Origin of the sequence: Longilinea arvoryzae (assembly GCF_001050235.1) — a bacterium.
GTDB classification, from domain to species: domain Bacteria; phylum Chloroflexota; class Anaerolineae; order Anaerolineales; family Anaerolineaceae; genus Longilinea; species Longilinea arvoryzae.
The window spans coordinates 1,724,461-1,740,438 of sequence record NZ_DF967972.1 but is presented as its reverse complement, the minus strand read 5'-3'; the positions used below and the strand labels follow the sequence as shown (position 1 = coordinate 1,740,438).

The 15,978-nt window shown below is 59.7% G+C and carries 16 protein-coding genes; all 16 read right to left on the bottom strand.

What is annotated here, in order from left to right:
* The 16 genes from LARV_RS07745 to LARV_RS07670 all read right to left on the bottom strand — a co-directional run bounded on the left by LARV_RS07745 (position 1) and on the right by LARV_RS07670 (position 15,975).
* The gene (locus LARV_RS07745; RefSeq protein ID WP_075073101.1) at positions 1–876 is read right to left on the bottom strand and encodes an N-acetylneuraminate synthase family protein; all 876 of its coding nucleotides are present in this window, start codon (positions 874–876) and stop codon (positions 1–3) included.
* A gap of 113 nt (positions 877–989) precedes the next feature.
* Positions 990–1,196: a hypothetical protein gene (locus LARV_RS07740; RefSeq protein ID WP_075073100.1), complete on the bottom strand. Its 207-nt coding sequence runs from the start codon at positions 1,194–1,196 to the stop codon at positions 990–992.
* 35 nt (positions 1,197–1,231) lie between these two features.
* Entirely contained in the window at positions 1,232–2,461 is a 1,230-nt protein-coding gene (locus tag LARV_RS20345) for an acylneuraminate cytidylyltransferase (protein ID WP_075073099.1), read from the bottom strand.
* Positions 2,455–3,279: an SDR family oxidoreductase gene (locus tag LARV_RS07730; protein WP_075073098.1), complete on the bottom strand. Its 825-nt coding sequence runs from the start codon at positions 3,277–3,279 to the stop codon at positions 2,455–2,457. The genes LARV_RS20345 and LARV_RS07730 overlap by 7 nt, the downstream gene beginning before the upstream one ends.
* Before the next feature lie 50 nt (positions 3,280–3,329).
* Complete coding sequence (locus LARV_RS07725) at positions 3,330–4,331, bottom strand: Gfo/Idh/MocA family protein (RefSeq protein WP_075073097.1); 1,002 nt, start codon at positions 4,329–4,331, stop codon at positions 3,330–3,332.
* Between the two features lie 7 nt (positions 4,332–4,338).
* Entirely contained in the window at positions 4,339–5,328 is a 990-nt protein-coding gene (locus LARV_RS07720) for a glycosyltransferase family A protein (RefSeq protein WP_075073096.1), read from the bottom strand.
* 8 nt (positions 5,329–5,336) lie between these two features.
* Positions 5,337–6,278 (bottom strand): hypothetical protein, encoded by a 942-nt coding sequence (locus tag LARV_RS07715; protein WP_075073095.1) that lies wholly within the window; start codon positions 6,276–6,278, stop codon positions 5,337–5,339.
* Positions 6,275–7,168: a class I SAM-dependent methyltransferase gene (locus tag LARV_RS07710; protein WP_075073094.1), complete on the bottom strand. Its 894-nt coding sequence runs from the start codon at positions 7,166–7,168 to the stop codon at positions 6,275–6,277. The genes LARV_RS07715 and LARV_RS07710 overlap by 4 nt, the downstream gene beginning before the upstream one ends.
* A gap of 4 nt (positions 7,169–7,172) precedes the next feature.
* Positions 7,173–7,928, bottom strand: a complete 756-nt coding sequence (locus LARV_RS07705; protein WP_152031750.1) for a cytidylyltransferase domain-containing protein — start codon at positions 7,926–7,928, stop codon at positions 7,173–7,175.
* Complete coding sequence (locus LARV_RS07700; protein WP_075073093.1) at positions 7,925–9,052, bottom strand: glycosyltransferase; 1,128 nt, start codon at positions 9,050–9,052, stop codon at positions 7,925–7,927. The genes LARV_RS07705 and LARV_RS07700 overlap by 4 nt, the downstream gene beginning before the upstream one ends.
* The gene (locus tag LARV_RS07695) at positions 9,053–10,120 is read right to left on the bottom strand and encodes an N-acetylneuraminate synthase family protein (protein WP_075073092.1); all 1,068 of its coding nucleotides are present in this window, start codon (positions 10,118–10,120) and stop codon (positions 9,053–9,055) included. It lies immediately after the preceding gene.
* 59 nt (positions 10,121–10,179) lie between these two features.
* Complete coding sequence (locus tag LARV_RS07690; protein ID WP_075073091.1) at positions 10,180–11,100, bottom strand: SDR family oxidoreductase; 921 nt, start codon at positions 11,098–11,100, stop codon at positions 10,180–10,182.
* A complete protein-coding gene (pseB, locus tag LARV_RS07685) occupies positions 11,097–12,116 on the bottom strand; it encodes a UDP-N-acetylglucosamine 4,6-dehydratase (inverting) (protein ID WP_075073090.1) in 1,020 nt (339 codons plus the stop codon). The genes LARV_RS07690 and pseB overlap by 4 nt, the downstream gene beginning before the upstream one ends.
* A gap of 117 nt (positions 12,117–12,233) precedes the next feature.
* Positions 12,234–13,094, bottom strand: a complete 861-nt coding sequence (locus tag LARV_RS07680; protein WP_075073089.1) for a class I SAM-dependent methyltransferase — start codon at positions 13,092–13,094, stop codon at positions 12,234–12,236.
* Complete coding sequence (locus LARV_RS07675) at positions 13,091–14,698, bottom strand: hypothetical protein (RefSeq protein WP_075073088.1); 1,608 nt, start codon at positions 14,696–14,698, stop codon at positions 13,091–13,093. The genes LARV_RS07680 and LARV_RS07675 overlap by 4 nt, the downstream gene beginning before the upstream one ends.
* The gene (locus LARV_RS07670; protein ID WP_075073087.1) at positions 14,695–15,975 is read right to left on the bottom strand and encodes an ABC transporter ATP-binding protein; all 1,281 of its coding nucleotides are present in this window, start codon (positions 15,973–15,975) and stop codon (positions 14,695–14,697) included. Before LARV_RS07670 ends, LARV_RS07675 begins: the two co-directional genes overlap by 4 nt.
* Between the last annotated feature and the right edge of the window lie 3 nt (positions 15,976–15,978).

The following is a 15,978-nucleotide window of genomic DNA, read 5'->3' as shown; positions in this document are numbered from 1 at the left end:
TTATTCCTGGACGCGGCGTAATTTCTTCAATGAAGATAATTCGCTGTCATAGACGCGCTTGACGCCATCGCCAAGTGCAGCTTCGGTCACGCGGATGTATTTGACCAACCGCTCGAAGCCGCCCGGTTCGACGGATGCCGCCTGATCACTGCCCCACATGGCTCGATCCAGAGTGATGTGCCGCTCGACCATGCAGGCACCCAATCCAACAGCCACCACCGACGGAATCAGGCCAACCTCGTGGCCGGAATACCCGATCGGGCAGGAATACTCGAACTTGAGCGTCTGGACCATGCGCAGGTTCAATTCCTCGGGATCGCAGGGATACGCGCTGGTGGCATGGCAAATGATCAAATTGTCGATATCCATCAACGGCACCGCCCTGTGAATCTGCTCGATGGTGGACATACCGGTCGAAAGAATCACCGGCCGGCCTGTCTGGCGTAAATGATTCAACAAGGCATGGTCGGTCAGAGAAGCCGACGGTACTTTATAGGCCACCGGATTGAACTGTTCGATGAAATCGACGGAAGGCTCATCCCAAACGGATGCAAACCAGGTAATGCCGATCTCTTTCGCGAAGCGGTCGATCTCAGCGTATTGCTCGGCGTTGAACTCGACCTTATACCGGTAATCCAGATAAGTAATGTAGCCCCAGGGAGTCTCGCGCATCTGCCCGCGCTGTTCGGGCGGTACGCACAACTCAGGGGTGCGCTTTTGGAACTTGACCGCATCCACGCCGGCGTGTTTGGCTGCTTCCATCAAGCGCTTGGCAATGTCGATGTCGCCGTTGTGGTTGATGCCAATCTCCGCGACAACGTAAGTCGGATAACCTTCACCAACCCATTGCTCACCAATCTTCACGGCTTTCGCCATAGGTTAATACTCCTCAGTAAAGGCTGCGCAAACCGATGCATACCGATCGGCGATACTCAGCTTTTTCATTTCCAGGATGCTGTTTCGGCTCCGTGCCTGCCGAAGCAGAAAATTTACTTTTCCTGGTGGGCGTCTTCCATTACGGATGGAGACACATCCTCATTATTCTTATTGAAAAGACCTTTGATTTTACGCCAGTACGTCTTAATCAAGAACGCGGCTCCCAACCCACCGGCCAGAAGCATCTGAATCAAGAAACTGCCCGAACCCGGGTCAAGATAAGCCATTACAGCCATTCCAGAATTGGACAAAAACGACATTTCTTACTCCTTACTGAATTTTCCAGTAGAACAGATTAGATTTTTCCCTGATGCGTCAGGATGATCTCACATAATTCACGAACCGCGCCGTAACCGCCTTTGCGGGTTAACACCAGGTCTGCCTGATGCACCGCCTCCGGTTCGGCGTCAGCCACCACAGCCGCGCACCCCACCAGCGGGAAGCACGGCAGGTCATTGACATCATTGCCCAAGTATACCACTTGGCGCGGATCGATCTTTTCGGATCGCAGATAATTCAGGAGGGCTTGCGCTTTATCCTGTTCACCCTGTAGCACCGGCACCTGCAGTTTACGGCAGCGCGCCGCCACCACCGGATTCACCTCGCTGGAGAGCACCAGCGTGCGAATACCGCGCGCTTCCAGACGGCGCAGGCCGGGTCCCTCGGCGCGTGATGCGGCCACCATTTCACGCCCATCCTGGTCGACGTACACCCGGTTGTCGGTCATGACGCCGTCGAAATCGAACACCACCAGGGCCACTTTCTCCGGCAGCGGGCGGCGTCCGGGCCCCGGCAGAACCAGGTTCAAACCGCTGGAGACCATCCATTCATAGCGTTGCCAATCGGCGGGCGTATCGATATCCACGGTGAATTGCGGATCAACCATCACCGGCAAAATGACCTCGCCGCTCATCGAATGGCCCTCGCGAATCACGCGCGCGCGAATGGCGTCGATATGCCCCGTCTGCCAGTAGATTTGCGGCAACGCCTGGCGGGGAGCATTGTAAGGTTCCGCGATCCCCGGCACATCGATCAGATTCTTCATGTGCCCGGTTTGCGGATCGATTCGCCACATCTTATGCGGATTCTGTCCGGCGGGCACCACCCCGCGCACCGAATCGGCTTCCGGGTGAGCCAGCAAGGTGCGCACGGCCTCATCCACCAGCCCAACCGGCCGCACCGGCGATGTCGGACGAAGCTGCACCACCACCTCAGGCCGGTAGTTTTCATGGTCGGCCAGCCACTGCAGGGCATGCTGGAATACCGGCAGGTCCATGGTGTGGTCCTGGGCGAATTCGGCCGGTCGGAGAAAGGGTGTTTCAGCGCCCCAGGTTCGCGCCACGGCGGCAATTTCCAGGTCGTCGGTCGAAACGACCACGCGGGTCACAGTTTCAGCCTGCAACCCCGCAGCTATACTATACGCAATCAACGGGTAGCCGGCAAAATCGCGGATATTCTTGCGCGGAATGCCCTTCGAGCCGCCGCGCGCCGGAATGATCGCCAGGACTGCCGGTCGGTCTACCATGCCGTCCACCCTCCATCCACCACCAGGTTGGCGCCGGTCATATACGTCGAGGCGTCCGACGCCAGGAATAAAATCGCGCCGCTCATTTCGTCCAGATTCGCCATGCGCCCCAACACAGTCCGCGCCGAATACGCTTTGGTGAATGTTTCATCGTGATTGTTATACACGCCGCCGGGCGTCAGCGCATTGGCACGGATGCCCGTCCCGGCGTAATATGTGGCCAGATAGTGGGTCAAGCCCAGCACGCCCGCCTTGGTCACCGAATAATACACCGGCTTGTACTGCCTGGGTTGGCCGGGGCGCTCATAAAGACGCTGGTCGGGGCCGACCAGACCGTAGGTCGAGCAGATATTGATGATCACGCCATGATTCTGGGCGACCATTGGTTTGACGGCCGACTGCGCGCACAGGAACAGGCCGGTCAGGTTGACGTCCACGGCCTGGCGCCAGGCTTCCACGGGGAAGGTCTCGAACGCATTCGCGCTCTGCTGGGACTGGTGGGCGCTGTCGAACTTCGGATCCATGGCCGCGCTGCATACCAGCACATCCAATCGGCCAAAGGCTTTGACTGCCGTCGCCACCAGGGCTTCGGTCGAATGGGGATCCGTCACATCCACCACCGCCGGGATGACGTTCAAACCTTCGGCCTGCATATCGCTGGCGGCTTTTTCCACCAACGCGCCGTTCAAATCCGCAGCCACCACCGCTGCTCCGGCCTGCGCCAGCGTGCGGCAGAATTGTTTGCCCAACAGACCGGCGCCGCCGGTAATCACGGCGACCTGGCCGTTCATTTTGAATTTATCGAAGATATCAGACATCGGATCAGTCTCTTTCTATGAATGGACCGGATTGGCAGCGGGTCTAAAGATTATTTTTCAACCTCAAATTGTAATCCGTTTGGCGCTTTGCCGGCATAGGCAAGTGCGTCCCGTGCCAACTCCTGCACGCGAATGCCGTCGTCCAGTCCACAGACCGGCTCGGCGCGCCCGGCGGCCACCTCGATGAATTGGCGCAGTTCGTCGACGAACAGGGTGTTGCGCTCGAAACCATCCGGGACCGGATAGGTCTCCCATTCACCGCGTTCCGCGCGGAAACAGCGCAGCGCGCCGTCGGCGTTATCCCAGCGCAGCGAACCCCGCGTGCCGGTAATTTCCAGCCGGTGCTCGGGAGGCTGCTGTAAGTAATCGAGGTGCAGGCTGCCGATGGCGCCGCTGGAAAAGTGTAGGGCAATCTCGGCTGTATCTTCGACCGGAATTCCAAGCTCGCCCAATGCGCCCACCTGCGCGAAGGCCACTTCGGTCTCCCCGAGCAGCCAGCGCAGATAATCAAATGGATGGCTCAGGGTGCGCACCACACCCCCACCCAGTTCGGGCCGCGAGGTATAACTCTGGCGGTAATCCTCCCAGGGATGCCAGTTGGGCAGGTATTCACCCCAGTGCGCCCGCGCGAACACCGGGCGGCCGATGGCGCTGTCCCTCAATAACTCGGCGGCCTTGCGCAGCCCGGGATGAAATCGAAACTGAAATCCAACCATCAGGCTTCCGCCGCCGCGCTTCAGGGCGCTCTTGAGTGCGTCCATGCGCTCCAGCGAATCGGAGACCGGTTTTTCCATCAGAATGTGGCAGCCGGCCTCCGCGGCCGGGATGGCCACGTCCAGGTGCAGCGCAGTCGGGTTAGCCACGATGACCGCATCGGGATGATGCGCCAGGGCGGCCTGCAGATCCGTTTCCACCGGGAAACCGGCCAGTTCATCCTGCGGCAGCGTGGAGCGCCCGCTGCGATACAGCACAATATCGCGCTGCCCCAGGGCCATCAAATTCCGCATGTGCCTGCGTCCGATGGAACCGAAACCGGCGATCAGAAATCTCATAAACGCCTCATGAATTGATGACTTTGTAGAGCTGGTTGTACAGACCGTGAATCAGGCGTTTCCCCACCGGCAGGCGATAGAGGGCGTTCATAAATCCGCTGGTCGGGCGGCTGGTCTTGTGACCGGCCTGCAGCTGAATCCCGCACTGCCCAGCCAACGCCAGCACTTCCGGGTCGAGCACGTTGCCCATCAGGCGCACGGTCTGATTGCCGGTGCACAGGCGCAAGTATCCCAGCCGGTCGATGGTCAAATCCATCTCGACCATCTTGCCCATCAACAGCCCGGTCCATTCCTGCGGCAGCGCCTGCAAAATGACCTCGCGGGGAGCCACAAACTGGAAGTGGTGCGCCGAAACCCAGGCTTCTACGCCCTGATAATTCAACCGAATATCTTCCAGCCCGGCCACTTCCGCATCGTAGCGTTCCTGCGAACGGCCGCTGTTGACGCGGTATTCTTCTTCCCAACTGGCCGGCATCAGCAGCCCGCGCTGCGATTCAACGCCGGGTCGGTCGAGAAAAGCCAGCGTACTGTCAATGCCGTTCTTCATGCGCTCGCGAATGTAAAATCCGGTCACCGCGCCCACTTTTGGGTAGGTGTCGATGACTCTGAGATGTTGCTCCAGCCAACCCGGCAGGAAGAAGACATCATCATCCGTATAAGCAATGATCTCGCTCTGGCAGGCTTTGAAAATGGCCTGCAGGGCCGCCGGTTTGCCGATGTTTTTGCTCGATAGAATGAGTTGCGTGATCCGGCCTTCATCGCGCAGACCGCACAGGTAATCCACCATCGGTTTGCAACTGCCGTTGTCGAACACCCACAGGTCGAACGGTTCGCCGGTATTCACCAGGATCGATTCGATGGTCATGCGGGTCACATCCAGGCGGCTCTCGAAATAGCCCATCTGGTGCGGCAAATGGGTCAGCACCGCGACCGTGACCCGCGCGGGTTGATAATCGGTGGTGCGGGAACGTGATGGATTGATTCCGTCTCGTGCCATAATGCTCCTTAGTGGCGCTTACGCAGGCGTCCCAGTTTGTAAGCCAGCCAGCCACGCGCCTCTCCCCAGGCCTTGCGGGGGTGAAACAGGGCAAAGAAAAGCTGCCCCAGCAGGCGCGAATGCAATCGAACCAACGGGTAGATTTCGACCTCGCGCCAGAACCTGGCGCCGTGCGCGGGGACCGCCGAAACCAGGCCGTCCTTCAATCGATAATTGGCATCCGAAAGCGTAAAGATGGTCCTGCGACCACCGCCCAACCGGACGTTGACGTCCGTCTCAGGCAGGCGGTAATGCGGCTGCCCGCCCGGCAGGTGGCTGTAGTCGTGATTCTGGTGCACGATCGGCAGATCGGCCGTCGCATCCACCACCCGCCAGCCTTCGCGCCGCGCCCAGTAGATCATCCAATTGTCCCAGCCGGCGCGCCCGATGGCAAATTCAGGCATCCAGGTAAAGCAATCCCGCGGGTAGAGGAAGTAATCCGAGCCAGCCGGCGGATGCAACACGCCCTTCTCCTGGATCCTCTGGCGCAGTCCGGCGTCCCAATTTTCGCCAAAATCGAGCTCGTCTTTGATCTCCAGGTCCCAACGCTGGCCCACCCCCAGGAAAGGGTTACCGTCAGCCAGCAGCGTTTGCGCCGCGGCGACGAAATCCGGCAGCAGCAGGATGTCGGCGTTGACATAAGCCAGCAAGGAGGTCGAACTGTGCCGGCGGGCCAGTTCGAAAAGCGAACTGACCAGCGGCGTGCCCTGCGCGTTGCGCTTGACCTCTTTGATCAGGTGCACGCCCAATTCATCCGCCGCTTCCGGCAGGCCGTCCTCATTGCCCAGCAGCAGCACCTCCACCGCGTCCCCCAGCGCCAACCAGGAACGGATCGCGTTGCGCTGAATGGTGGCGATGTGCGGGTTGGTGAAAGGCTTGGGCGCCGAGAAGAGGGTAATCAACGCGGTCATTTTTCCTCGTTGTTCGGCAGCGTCGGGAACGGCAGCCAGGCCTGACCCGGCATCAGTCTTTCGAGCAGGCGGCGTTTGGTCATGCCCAGCCGGCGTTTGAGACGCACGCTGCCTTCCGGTTGCACGGTTTGGTTCGCCGGGGCAGTTGCCGGCCGCGCCAGCACCGTGATGTACAGTCCGAGCACGTTCGAACGCGGCTGACCGTGCACATGCAGCGCGTCGACCCGATAGCCCGCCAGGCGCAGCGTCTCCAGCAATGTGTGCCGGCTGAAGGCATGCAGGTGGGCAATCTCGTAAGAATTGTGGGCGTACAGGTTCGGCACTTCCAGCAGGAAGGCGCCGTCCGAGGTCAGCCAGCGTTCGCGTAAATGCGACAGGGTCTGCACGGGCTCCGGCAGGTGTTCGAGCACGTGGATCAGGCTGATCAGATCGAAGCGCTGTTCGGATTGAGTTTCCAGGACATCCAGCGAGGGCAACATGCGCAGCCCGCGCGTTTCGGCAAAAGCGCGGTGCGAATTGGAGAGCTCCACGCCCAGCACCTGGGCGCCGAATTCGCGACGGCTGCGGTTGATCAGAGCGCCGGTGGATGCGCCGATATCCATGTGGCGTCTCACCGTCTGCACGCCTTGCGCCTTCAGCCAGCTCACCAGCAGGCGCGCGCGCGTTTCTTCGATGGCCCGGTTCTTGTCGCTGACCTGGTCCTCACCCTCGACCAGTTTGCGGTAATCGTTGGCGTAAAATTGATCCAGGTCGGCTTTCTTCCAGTCTTCACCCTGGAAAACCATCCCGCAGCGGCTGCACAGGCGATATTCGATCGTCCGCCCCTCGGCCTTCAATGATTCGAAGGGTTGGCTTTGATCGCTGCGGCATAAGGGACAGGTTTGTGTCATCGGCTCACCCGTGTTTGTTGTAGAACTTTTGGTTGATGCCGGCGTTCAGGCGCGCGAGCTCAGGCTCGTTTTCGAACAGCGCCAGCACATCCAGCCAGCCGAAATCCTCGCGTTCGCCCATACGTTCGAATATGGCGCGCACCAGCTCCAGGTCTTGCGGCGTATCCACCGTCCAGCGCAAATCGCCGTAATCCGGATCGTGATCCACCCGCAGCACCTTGAAGCGCCCGGGGATTTCATATAAATAAGGCATGACGTGTTCGCGCTGGTAAGGCTTCCTGGCTTCGTTCCAGGCCTGTTCCAGGGCTTCGAAAGAGCACACTTCGGTGTCCAGCCCGATCGGGTAAGTTCGCCCAAAAGGCGGCGGCAGGCGGTTGGCGGCAAAATCCACGCCGCTGCTCAAAAACTCATGCACCACATGATCGATTTCGGCGGGGTCGATCAACGGGCAATCGGCGGTCAGGCGTACAATCACGTCCGCCCGATACTGGCGGGCCGCCTGGTAATACCGATCCAGCACGTCCGTAAGGCTGCCGCGTGTGCACGCGTACCCCATGAGCATGCAAAAAGAGACGATCGGATCATCCGACGAATCCGTGGTGGTGGCAACGACGACATCCGTGGCGGATCGCGCCTTGCGCGCGCGATCGACCACCCAGGCCAGCATGGGGCGGCCGGCAATATCCTTCAGCACTTTACCGGGCAGCCGGGTGGAACTCATACGCGCCTGAATAATGACGATGATTCGTTCAGCAGTCACTGTGATTTCCTATCATCCAGCTCGCGCGCCAGTTCGTACGCGCGCAGAAGCTGTTGAAAATTTTTCGGCCAATCGGCGCGGCGTTCGGCCAATGCCCTGGCCGCCTGACGCTGGTCGTTCAACCCTGCCGGGGCCGCCGCAGCACGCAGCATTCCTTCGGCCAGGGCGTTGAAATCGCCGTCCGCGAAAAGCCAGCCGGCGTTTTCCTCTGGTGTGATCCATTCGTGGTTGCCCGGAATGTCCGAAACCAGCGCGGGCAGGCCGCTGGCCAGGGCTTCCATCAGCGAAACCGACGATCCATCGCTGTGCGAAGCGCTCACATAAAGGTCCGCAGCCCGGTAATACGCCGGCAGTTCATCCCCGCTGATCTGCCCGCCAAAGTGCACCCGATCCAGCAGGTCGTGCTGGGCCAGCATCTTGCGCAACATGGCGGCCTGCGAACCGCCGCCCAGCAGCATCAACCGCAAACGCGGCTCGCGCTCGGCGGCCTGGCAAAAGGCCTTGACCACCCCATCGACGCCATAAAGCGTTTCCCAGGTGCGCGTCGAAAGGATGACGAAGGCATCCTCCCAACCCAGCCGGTTGCGCAGTTCGGACGCCTGGCCCGGCGAGAAACGCTGCAAATCGACGCCCCACGGGAAGAGCACCACCCGTTCGGCCGGGAATCCAAACTCGCCCGCCTTGCGGCGCACCGCCTCGCAGTCGCCGGCCAGCACCGTGGTGTGGCTCAACGTGTAGCGCGTTACGAAGCGCATTTTCCAATTGCGGTCGGCGTCCCTGAGCAAATCCGAGCCCCACGACATGCTGACCAGCGGGTGGAACCCGCTCAACGCGGCCAACAGCGCCGCCGATTGGATCGGCCCGGCATGAATCACGTCCGGCTGCACGCGTTCAATGACCCGCTCGAGGTCGGTCAGGAGAGCCGGCGCCTCGATCAGGCGCACGGGACGCTGTCCGCCGTTCCACTGTACCTGCTCCACCTGCGGCGGCAGAGGGCGGTCTTCCAACTGCCGCCCGCGCCGCTCCAGACGCAGCGAAAAAATGGTATGTTGAGTTTCGGCCAGGGCCGAAAGAAAGCGGTGGTCGTGCGGTGTGTAATCGCGGGTGAAGTACAGGACGCGCAACTACTCTCCCAGGTCCAGCCAGCGCATCTCATGCCCGGCCGGGATATCCACCAACAGTTTCCTGCCGATGACGGCCGGAATTTCGAAGGGCTGCAGCGCGCCCGGGGTGGCCGGCCGCAGCACGTCGATCATCTCGCGCGTCAGCGTCTCGCCGGCTTTCAAATCGCGGGCGGCGCGCAGGCAGCGGCGCTGCACGACGACGGTTTCCTTTTCGTTATCTTCGACCTTCTTATCCGCATCCCCCAGCGCAAATTCCAGCTCACGCGTCCGGTGCACCATCTCGGCCCACGCATCCGGATCGGTGGCGAAGCGGTGATCGGGACCTTCGCGGTTGCAGTCATCGGTGAAATGCTTCTCGATCACGCGCGCGCCCAACGCTACCGCCCCCAACACCGTAGTCGGGCCGGTGGTGTGGTCCGACAACCCCAACACCACCTGCGGGAACATCAGAGCGTAGGTCTTAAGCACATTGAGGTTGATGTATTTGAGATTTTCTCCGCTGGCGGTGTAGTTGGTATTGCACTGCATCAGGACCAGGTTGGGGTTGATCGCCAGAATGGCATGCACGGCGCGCTGCACCTCGCCGATATCCGATGCGCCGGTCGCCAGCAGCACCGGCTTGTTCTTGCGCGCCATGAATTCGAGCGCTTCCGGCCAGGTAATCTCGCCCGAACCAATTTTGTAAGCCGGAACATAGGGATCCAGCATGTCGGTGGCTTCGAAATCATAGGGCGAGGAGAAATAATCGATGCCGACCTCGTCGCAGACCCCTTTCAATTCCGGCGTCCATTCGAAGGGGATCGATGCGCCCTGGTAAACCTCGAAAACCGATTTCTTCCAGGTCGACTGGTGCGACTGCTGGCCGCCCATCGAGCGAAAGCCGTAATCCGAGACGATCTTCGCCGCGCGGAAGTTTTGAAATTTGGCCGCGTCGGCACCGGCCTGCTTTGCCAGCCGGATCAGGTATTTGGCGCGCTCCAGGCTGCCGTCGTGATTGGCAGCAATATCAGCAATGAAATAAGTGGGGTGATTATCCCCAACCAGGTGGTTCCCAATTTTGATTTCCATGGTTCATCCCTCCTTTGGCAAGGAATCTCCGGACCGAACACGATTGTAAAGCAGTGCTTTCACGCGGCCAGGCCGCGCAGCCGCCCGGCGTACCCCTCGGCGTACTCGCGCTGAAACCGAGCCAGGCATTCAGCCTGTCCGGGTAACGCCCGTCCAAGGTCTCGCGCCAGTTTCATCGTGGAAAGCCGCAGATCCGGCGAACGAGCCGCATGTAAACCGCTGTCGGCGACCCGGGTGGGTTTCACAAGCCCCTCATCGAACCCAAAGGCGCGCGCCACGGCCCGGCCGAAGTCGTACTTGCTCAGGCATTCCGAACTGACCACGTGGTACAACCCTTCCAGCCCCTGTTGAGCCATTTCGAGCAGCAGGTCGCCCAACATGTTGACCTCCAGCGGGCAGAAGAACACGTCCGTCCAGCCGTTGGCCGGTTGGCCGCCGGAGAGCTGGTTGTAGAAGAATTCAGCCAGACTGCGCCGCCCGTTCAGACTCCAACCGTAGAAATTGACCCGCGCGATGATGGCCTGTGAATTTGCTGCTGCCACCGCCTGCTCGCCGGCCCATTTGCTGCGCGCATAAGCGCTCAACGGATGGGGTTGATCGCTTTCCATATATGGCCCGTGCGCGCCGTCGAAAACCGCATCCGTCGAAAGGTGCACCATGCGTACACCCAACCGGCGGCTGGCCTCGGCCAACTCGCCGGGCAAATCAGCGTTGACGCGCTGCGCCAGGGCTGGATTTTTCTCGGCTACTTCCAGGTTGGCCACCGCCGCGCAGTGCACCAGGATCTCCGGACGTTCAGCTTTCAGCAGGGCAGCACCGCTGCCGGGCTGGCTCAGGTCGAGGCTGCGCACCGCAAACGGTGCGTCGCGTCGCAGAGCCTGGCTGTTGACCACGCCGGTGATCTGATGCTGGGCGGCATGCTGAAGGGCAAAATTCAACCCCAGCAGCCCGCTCGCGCCGGTGACCAGAATACGCGTCATTCCAATGTACCCTTCAGGTATTGTTCTTCGATCGGGGCGGTAATCTTGGCAATTTGATCGATGGTCAGCCAATCGGTATTGGTATTGCTGATATAGCGGAAACCGTCCGGCAGCCTGCGGCCGATGCGTTCCCACTCATGCAGGCCGCCCTTCTGCGCCCAGAAGGCCAGTTCCGGCTCCACGACGTACATATCGTCGAGTTCCAGGGTGGTGCGGGCTTCGTCTTCCGAGATGAGCACTTCGTGCAGCTTCTCGCCAGGGCGAATGCCGACGATTTCAAGGTCGGCGTCCGGGGCGATGGCGCGGGCCAGGTCGACCACCTTCATGCTGGGGATCTTGGGGACGAACACCTCGCCGCCCTCCATTTTTTCCACGCAGCGGATGACGAAGCGCACCCCCTGCTCCAGTGAAATCCAGAAACGGGTCATGCGGTCGTCGGTGACGGTCACTTTGCCGGCGGCGCGTTGTTTGAGGAAAACCGGTACCACGCTGCCGCGGCTGCCGACCACGTTGCCGTAGCGCACGCAGGAGAAACGGGTTGCCATTCCGCCGGCGTAGGCATTGGACTGGACGAACAGTTTTTCGGCAGCCAGTTTGGTGGCGCCGTACAGGTTGATGGGATTGACGGCTTTGTCGGTGCTGAGCGCCAGCACCTTCTTGACCCCGGAGTCCAGCGCGGCGTCGATGACGTTGCTGGAACCCAGGATGTTGGTCTTGATGGCCTCCATCGGGTTATATTCACAGGCCGGCACCTGCTTGAGCGCCGCGGCGTGAATGACCACGTCCACGCCGTTGAAAGCCCGTTTCATGCGCTGCAAGTCGCGCACGTCGCCGATAAAATATCGCAGGTTCGGGTGATCGTATCCCGCCTGACGCATTTCATGCTGTTTCAGCTCATCGCGGCTGAACACGATCACTTTGGCGGGTTGGTATTCATCCAGCAGGATTCTGATGAACTTCTTTCCAAACGAACCGGTGCCCCCGGTTACCAGAACTACTTTATCTTTCCAATCCATTTCGTTTACTCCACTATTTCTTTCGCTTCGGGTCAGTGTCACCAACCCGCTTGTTTTCATTTTCCACTGCCCCCGACTTCCTCCGGGATGCCTGACCCATCGAAAACGGGCTGTAGACTACTTGTGAATCACCACCATGGGGTACTGGCCGTTCTCCCCGCAGTAATTCGGATTGCGCTCTTCCTGGCGATAGACCCAACGCAACAATCTTCGCCCGCCTAGTTTTTCATGAAATACCGCACGCAGGAAGTTGACGCTCAAACTTCGCCATACCAGTATTTCGAAATCGATCCGACCCGCCAATGTTTTCTTCAACCAGGCCGGATCGTTCTTGACCGTAAAAGTGCCCACCGGACGGTTGGAGGCTGGCGCGTTCGATTTTACAGCCGGTCGCGGTTTCTTGCCCATCAAACGCGCTCGTAGGCTCCGCAGACCGTTCATCATCCCGGCCACCCAGTTCCAACGCTTCATGAGGGGCGATTCAGACCAACCGTTGACCACCACCGCCGTACATTGGGGAGCCAACACGCGGAAGGTCTCATCATAAGCCCGCGCCTGATCTTCGAGCGCCAGGTGGTGAAAGGTATGCAGTGAGACGATGCCTTCGAAAGCACCGTCCTTGAAAGGCAGATTGGCCACATCCGCAACCACCATCAGACCTTTCTGCCCCGTGCGCTTGCGGGCTTCTTTCAACGCCACGATCGAGATATCCGCGCAAACCCGGTATTGATACCCCTCCGAATAGGTCAGGTATTCCGGATACTGGATCGGCCCCGAGCCAGCGTCCAGCAGAAATTTTCCATCCGGCTTCAGGTGGCGCTTGACGCGCATATGGCAGCGCTGAATATACTCCTGGGCGACCGGACGCAAATCTTCATAATGCGCGTTCTGATAATGATCGCCATCCTCGAGCTGCCAGCCCACCTGATCGTAAAAATGGCGGACGTCTTCCTTGGCCGATTTTTGCGAATCCATCATTTACTGATTTTGCTCCAATCGAGTGGTTTACCAACCAGGTAATCGAAGGTGTTGGCGTAGGGATGCTCGGCATTACCATTCAGGACGGTACCCAATGGACGGGCGCGATAATCATCCCACATACGAACCAGATGCCATGGGAAAGGCAGCGGGTATTCGAAGAAAAAGCGATACGCATAGCGCCAGGCCAGATGCATCTGATCCTTCGAAAGACGGTAGGTTTTTGGATTCTCCAGGATCTGGCCGAGCATCTTGAAATAGGCGACCCACGAATCCGGATCCTGGGTAAAACCCCGCCCCCGGTAATGAGTCTGGCCGGCAACCACCACTGGCAGTCCGCTCATCGCCATTTCCAGGCCGACCGTGGTCGTATAAACCAATCCCATGTCCGCGACGTCGATGATATCGTAGGTATTGACCTTTTCTTTGGGTCCAATCAGGCGAATGTGTTCGGGCAGGCGCGGCAGCACCTGGTGAACCACATCGACCATCGAAGGGCCGTGCGTCAGCACTTCACCCGGGTGAACGCGAATGACCAGTTGCACTTCAGGCCGCCCGGCAAAGTACTGCACGGTGCGGCTGATCCATTCGGCCATGCTGCGGCTGAAAACCTGGCGGCCCAGCGTCAGGCTGTCGCCCAACACATTCGTCGCCAGCAGCACCACGGGGCGTTGATCGAGACCCAGGGTGGCGCGCGCCTGCTCACCGCCCTGCGCGGGCACATCCTGCCACAGGCGGGCAAAATTTTCCCACATCGTTGCCCGTTGGCGCGCCATGACCAGCGATTTCATCTTCTCCAACTGCGCATCCGTCAGCGGTTTTTCACGGCTGGCTTTCCACAGGCTGTCGGTTTCCTGGCGCATTACTTCAGCGTTTTGAGCGATCCAGATGCGCTGGCGTTGGTCGCCAAATTCGTAGGTCACGGTCTTGATCTTGAGCGAGCGAGCGACATGGTACACCACGCCCAATTCCTGAATGGTGCCGTTTGGAATGATGGCTACATCCGGACGGTTGTGGCGTAAGAATGCCAGCGCCGCCTGGGCAGCCTCGCGGTTGCGATCCAGGCGTAACTTATAGACATCGCCATTGGTGTCGATCTCTTCGGTTTGCAGGGTGTATTGCGTGTCGTAATTCGTCACCTGCTTCACCGCATTCATGACGTCTTCCGGCAACGGCATATACGGCGCGCGAGCGCTGACGAAAGAGACCACTTTGATCAACGGCTCGGCCAGCGACAGCACCTTGCGCGCATATGCATTCTGGCGGCGCAGGTCAAAGCGGTTGATCTCTTTTTGCCATTCGGCGTAAGGCAGATAGGCCAGGGTCACATCATGCCCCTGGGCTGCCAGCGAAACCGCCAGCAAGGCTGCATGTTCGATCCAGTAATGCAGCGTGGCGAAGATGAAGACTTTTCTCCCGGTTGGAGCGGTTTTGGCCAGTTCCTGAGCCTGAGCGACCATGCCGGGCAATTCATCCTGCAAGTGCTTGAGCGAGAATCGAGATTGGATTGGCCGCCCGCGCTGGCGAACCAACCAGTACAATTCTGCGGTGAAAGGAATTTCGCCTAAAAATTTTTTGATCGTATCTTTTGCTACAGCTGTCATTCGGTTACCACCTCTATCTGCCAGTTCAGGCGAGGCCGCACCGTCCCCAGGCGAGGTTCAGGCCAGACCGTTCCCGGCGCACCCGCGCCGTCCACCGTAAAGGTGATGGCCTGTTCGTCCTGAAAATAGCGCTTGATACGGTACGAGCTGGCGTTGATGCCGATCACAAACCGGCCTTCATTGAGCAGATCAGCCGGTAGGACGCAGCGGCTGATGTAATGCCCTGCTGGTCGAACGGAATAGCGTTCGAATGCGTCAGGATCATCCGTGTCGAAGGAGGTAAACACGTACTCTCCACGCGTACTCAGCAAGTAAAAACCCACTCTCAATCCGGTGATGCCCTCTGCCAGGCAGTATTCCAGTTCCAGGGTGGCCGGCTCGGTCGAGCGGACGGTATCCACGACCTTGCCGCGGGCGTCACGGACACGTAATGCCAGCGGTCGGAACGGGTAGGCCTCCGGAGGCACTTCTTCGGTTTCCCAGGCGCGCTCCCCTTCGGTGGCGAAGCCGTGCGACAGGTAGTAATCCACCGCCTGCGGCGTCGGGCCGCACATGCTCAGGCACCCCTTTTCGATCACCAGGGTTTCCTGCGTGAGGCGCAGGATGGCCGACATGTTGTGGCTGACGAAGAGCACAGTACGGCCTTGCTGGGCGACATCGCCCATCTTGCCCATGCACTTGCGCTGGAATTCGGCGTCTCCAACCGCCAGCACCTCGTCCACCACCAGAATTTCAGGTTCCAAATGCGCCGCCACTGAAAAGGCCAGTCGCAAATACATTCCGCTCGAATAACGTTTGACCGGCGTGTCGATGAAGGCACCCACTTCGGAAAATTCGACGATCTCGTCGAATTTTCGAGCGATCTCGCTGCGTTTCATGCCCAAAATGGCGCCGTTCAGGAAGATATTCTCGCGCCCGGTCAACTCAGGATGAAAACCGGTCCCCACTTCCAAAAGAGATCCGACGCGCCCGTGAATTTCGCCCAGCCCCTCGGTGGGTTCGGTTACCCGCGCCAGGACCTTCAGCAGCGTACTTTTACCGGCGCCGTTGCGACCGATGATACCCAGCACCTGGCCGCGCTTCACATCGAACGAAATATCCTTCAGCGCCCAGATGGTATTGGCAGATTCCCCGCCGTTACGGCCGGGTTTGAGACGCTGGACTGCTCGCTCGACGGTTCCGGTGAGCAAATCCCGCAGCGTGTCATACCGCTCGGCCTGTGCGCCGATACGATATTGCTTGCTGAGATGTTCGACACGAATCGCCAGATCACTCATCGG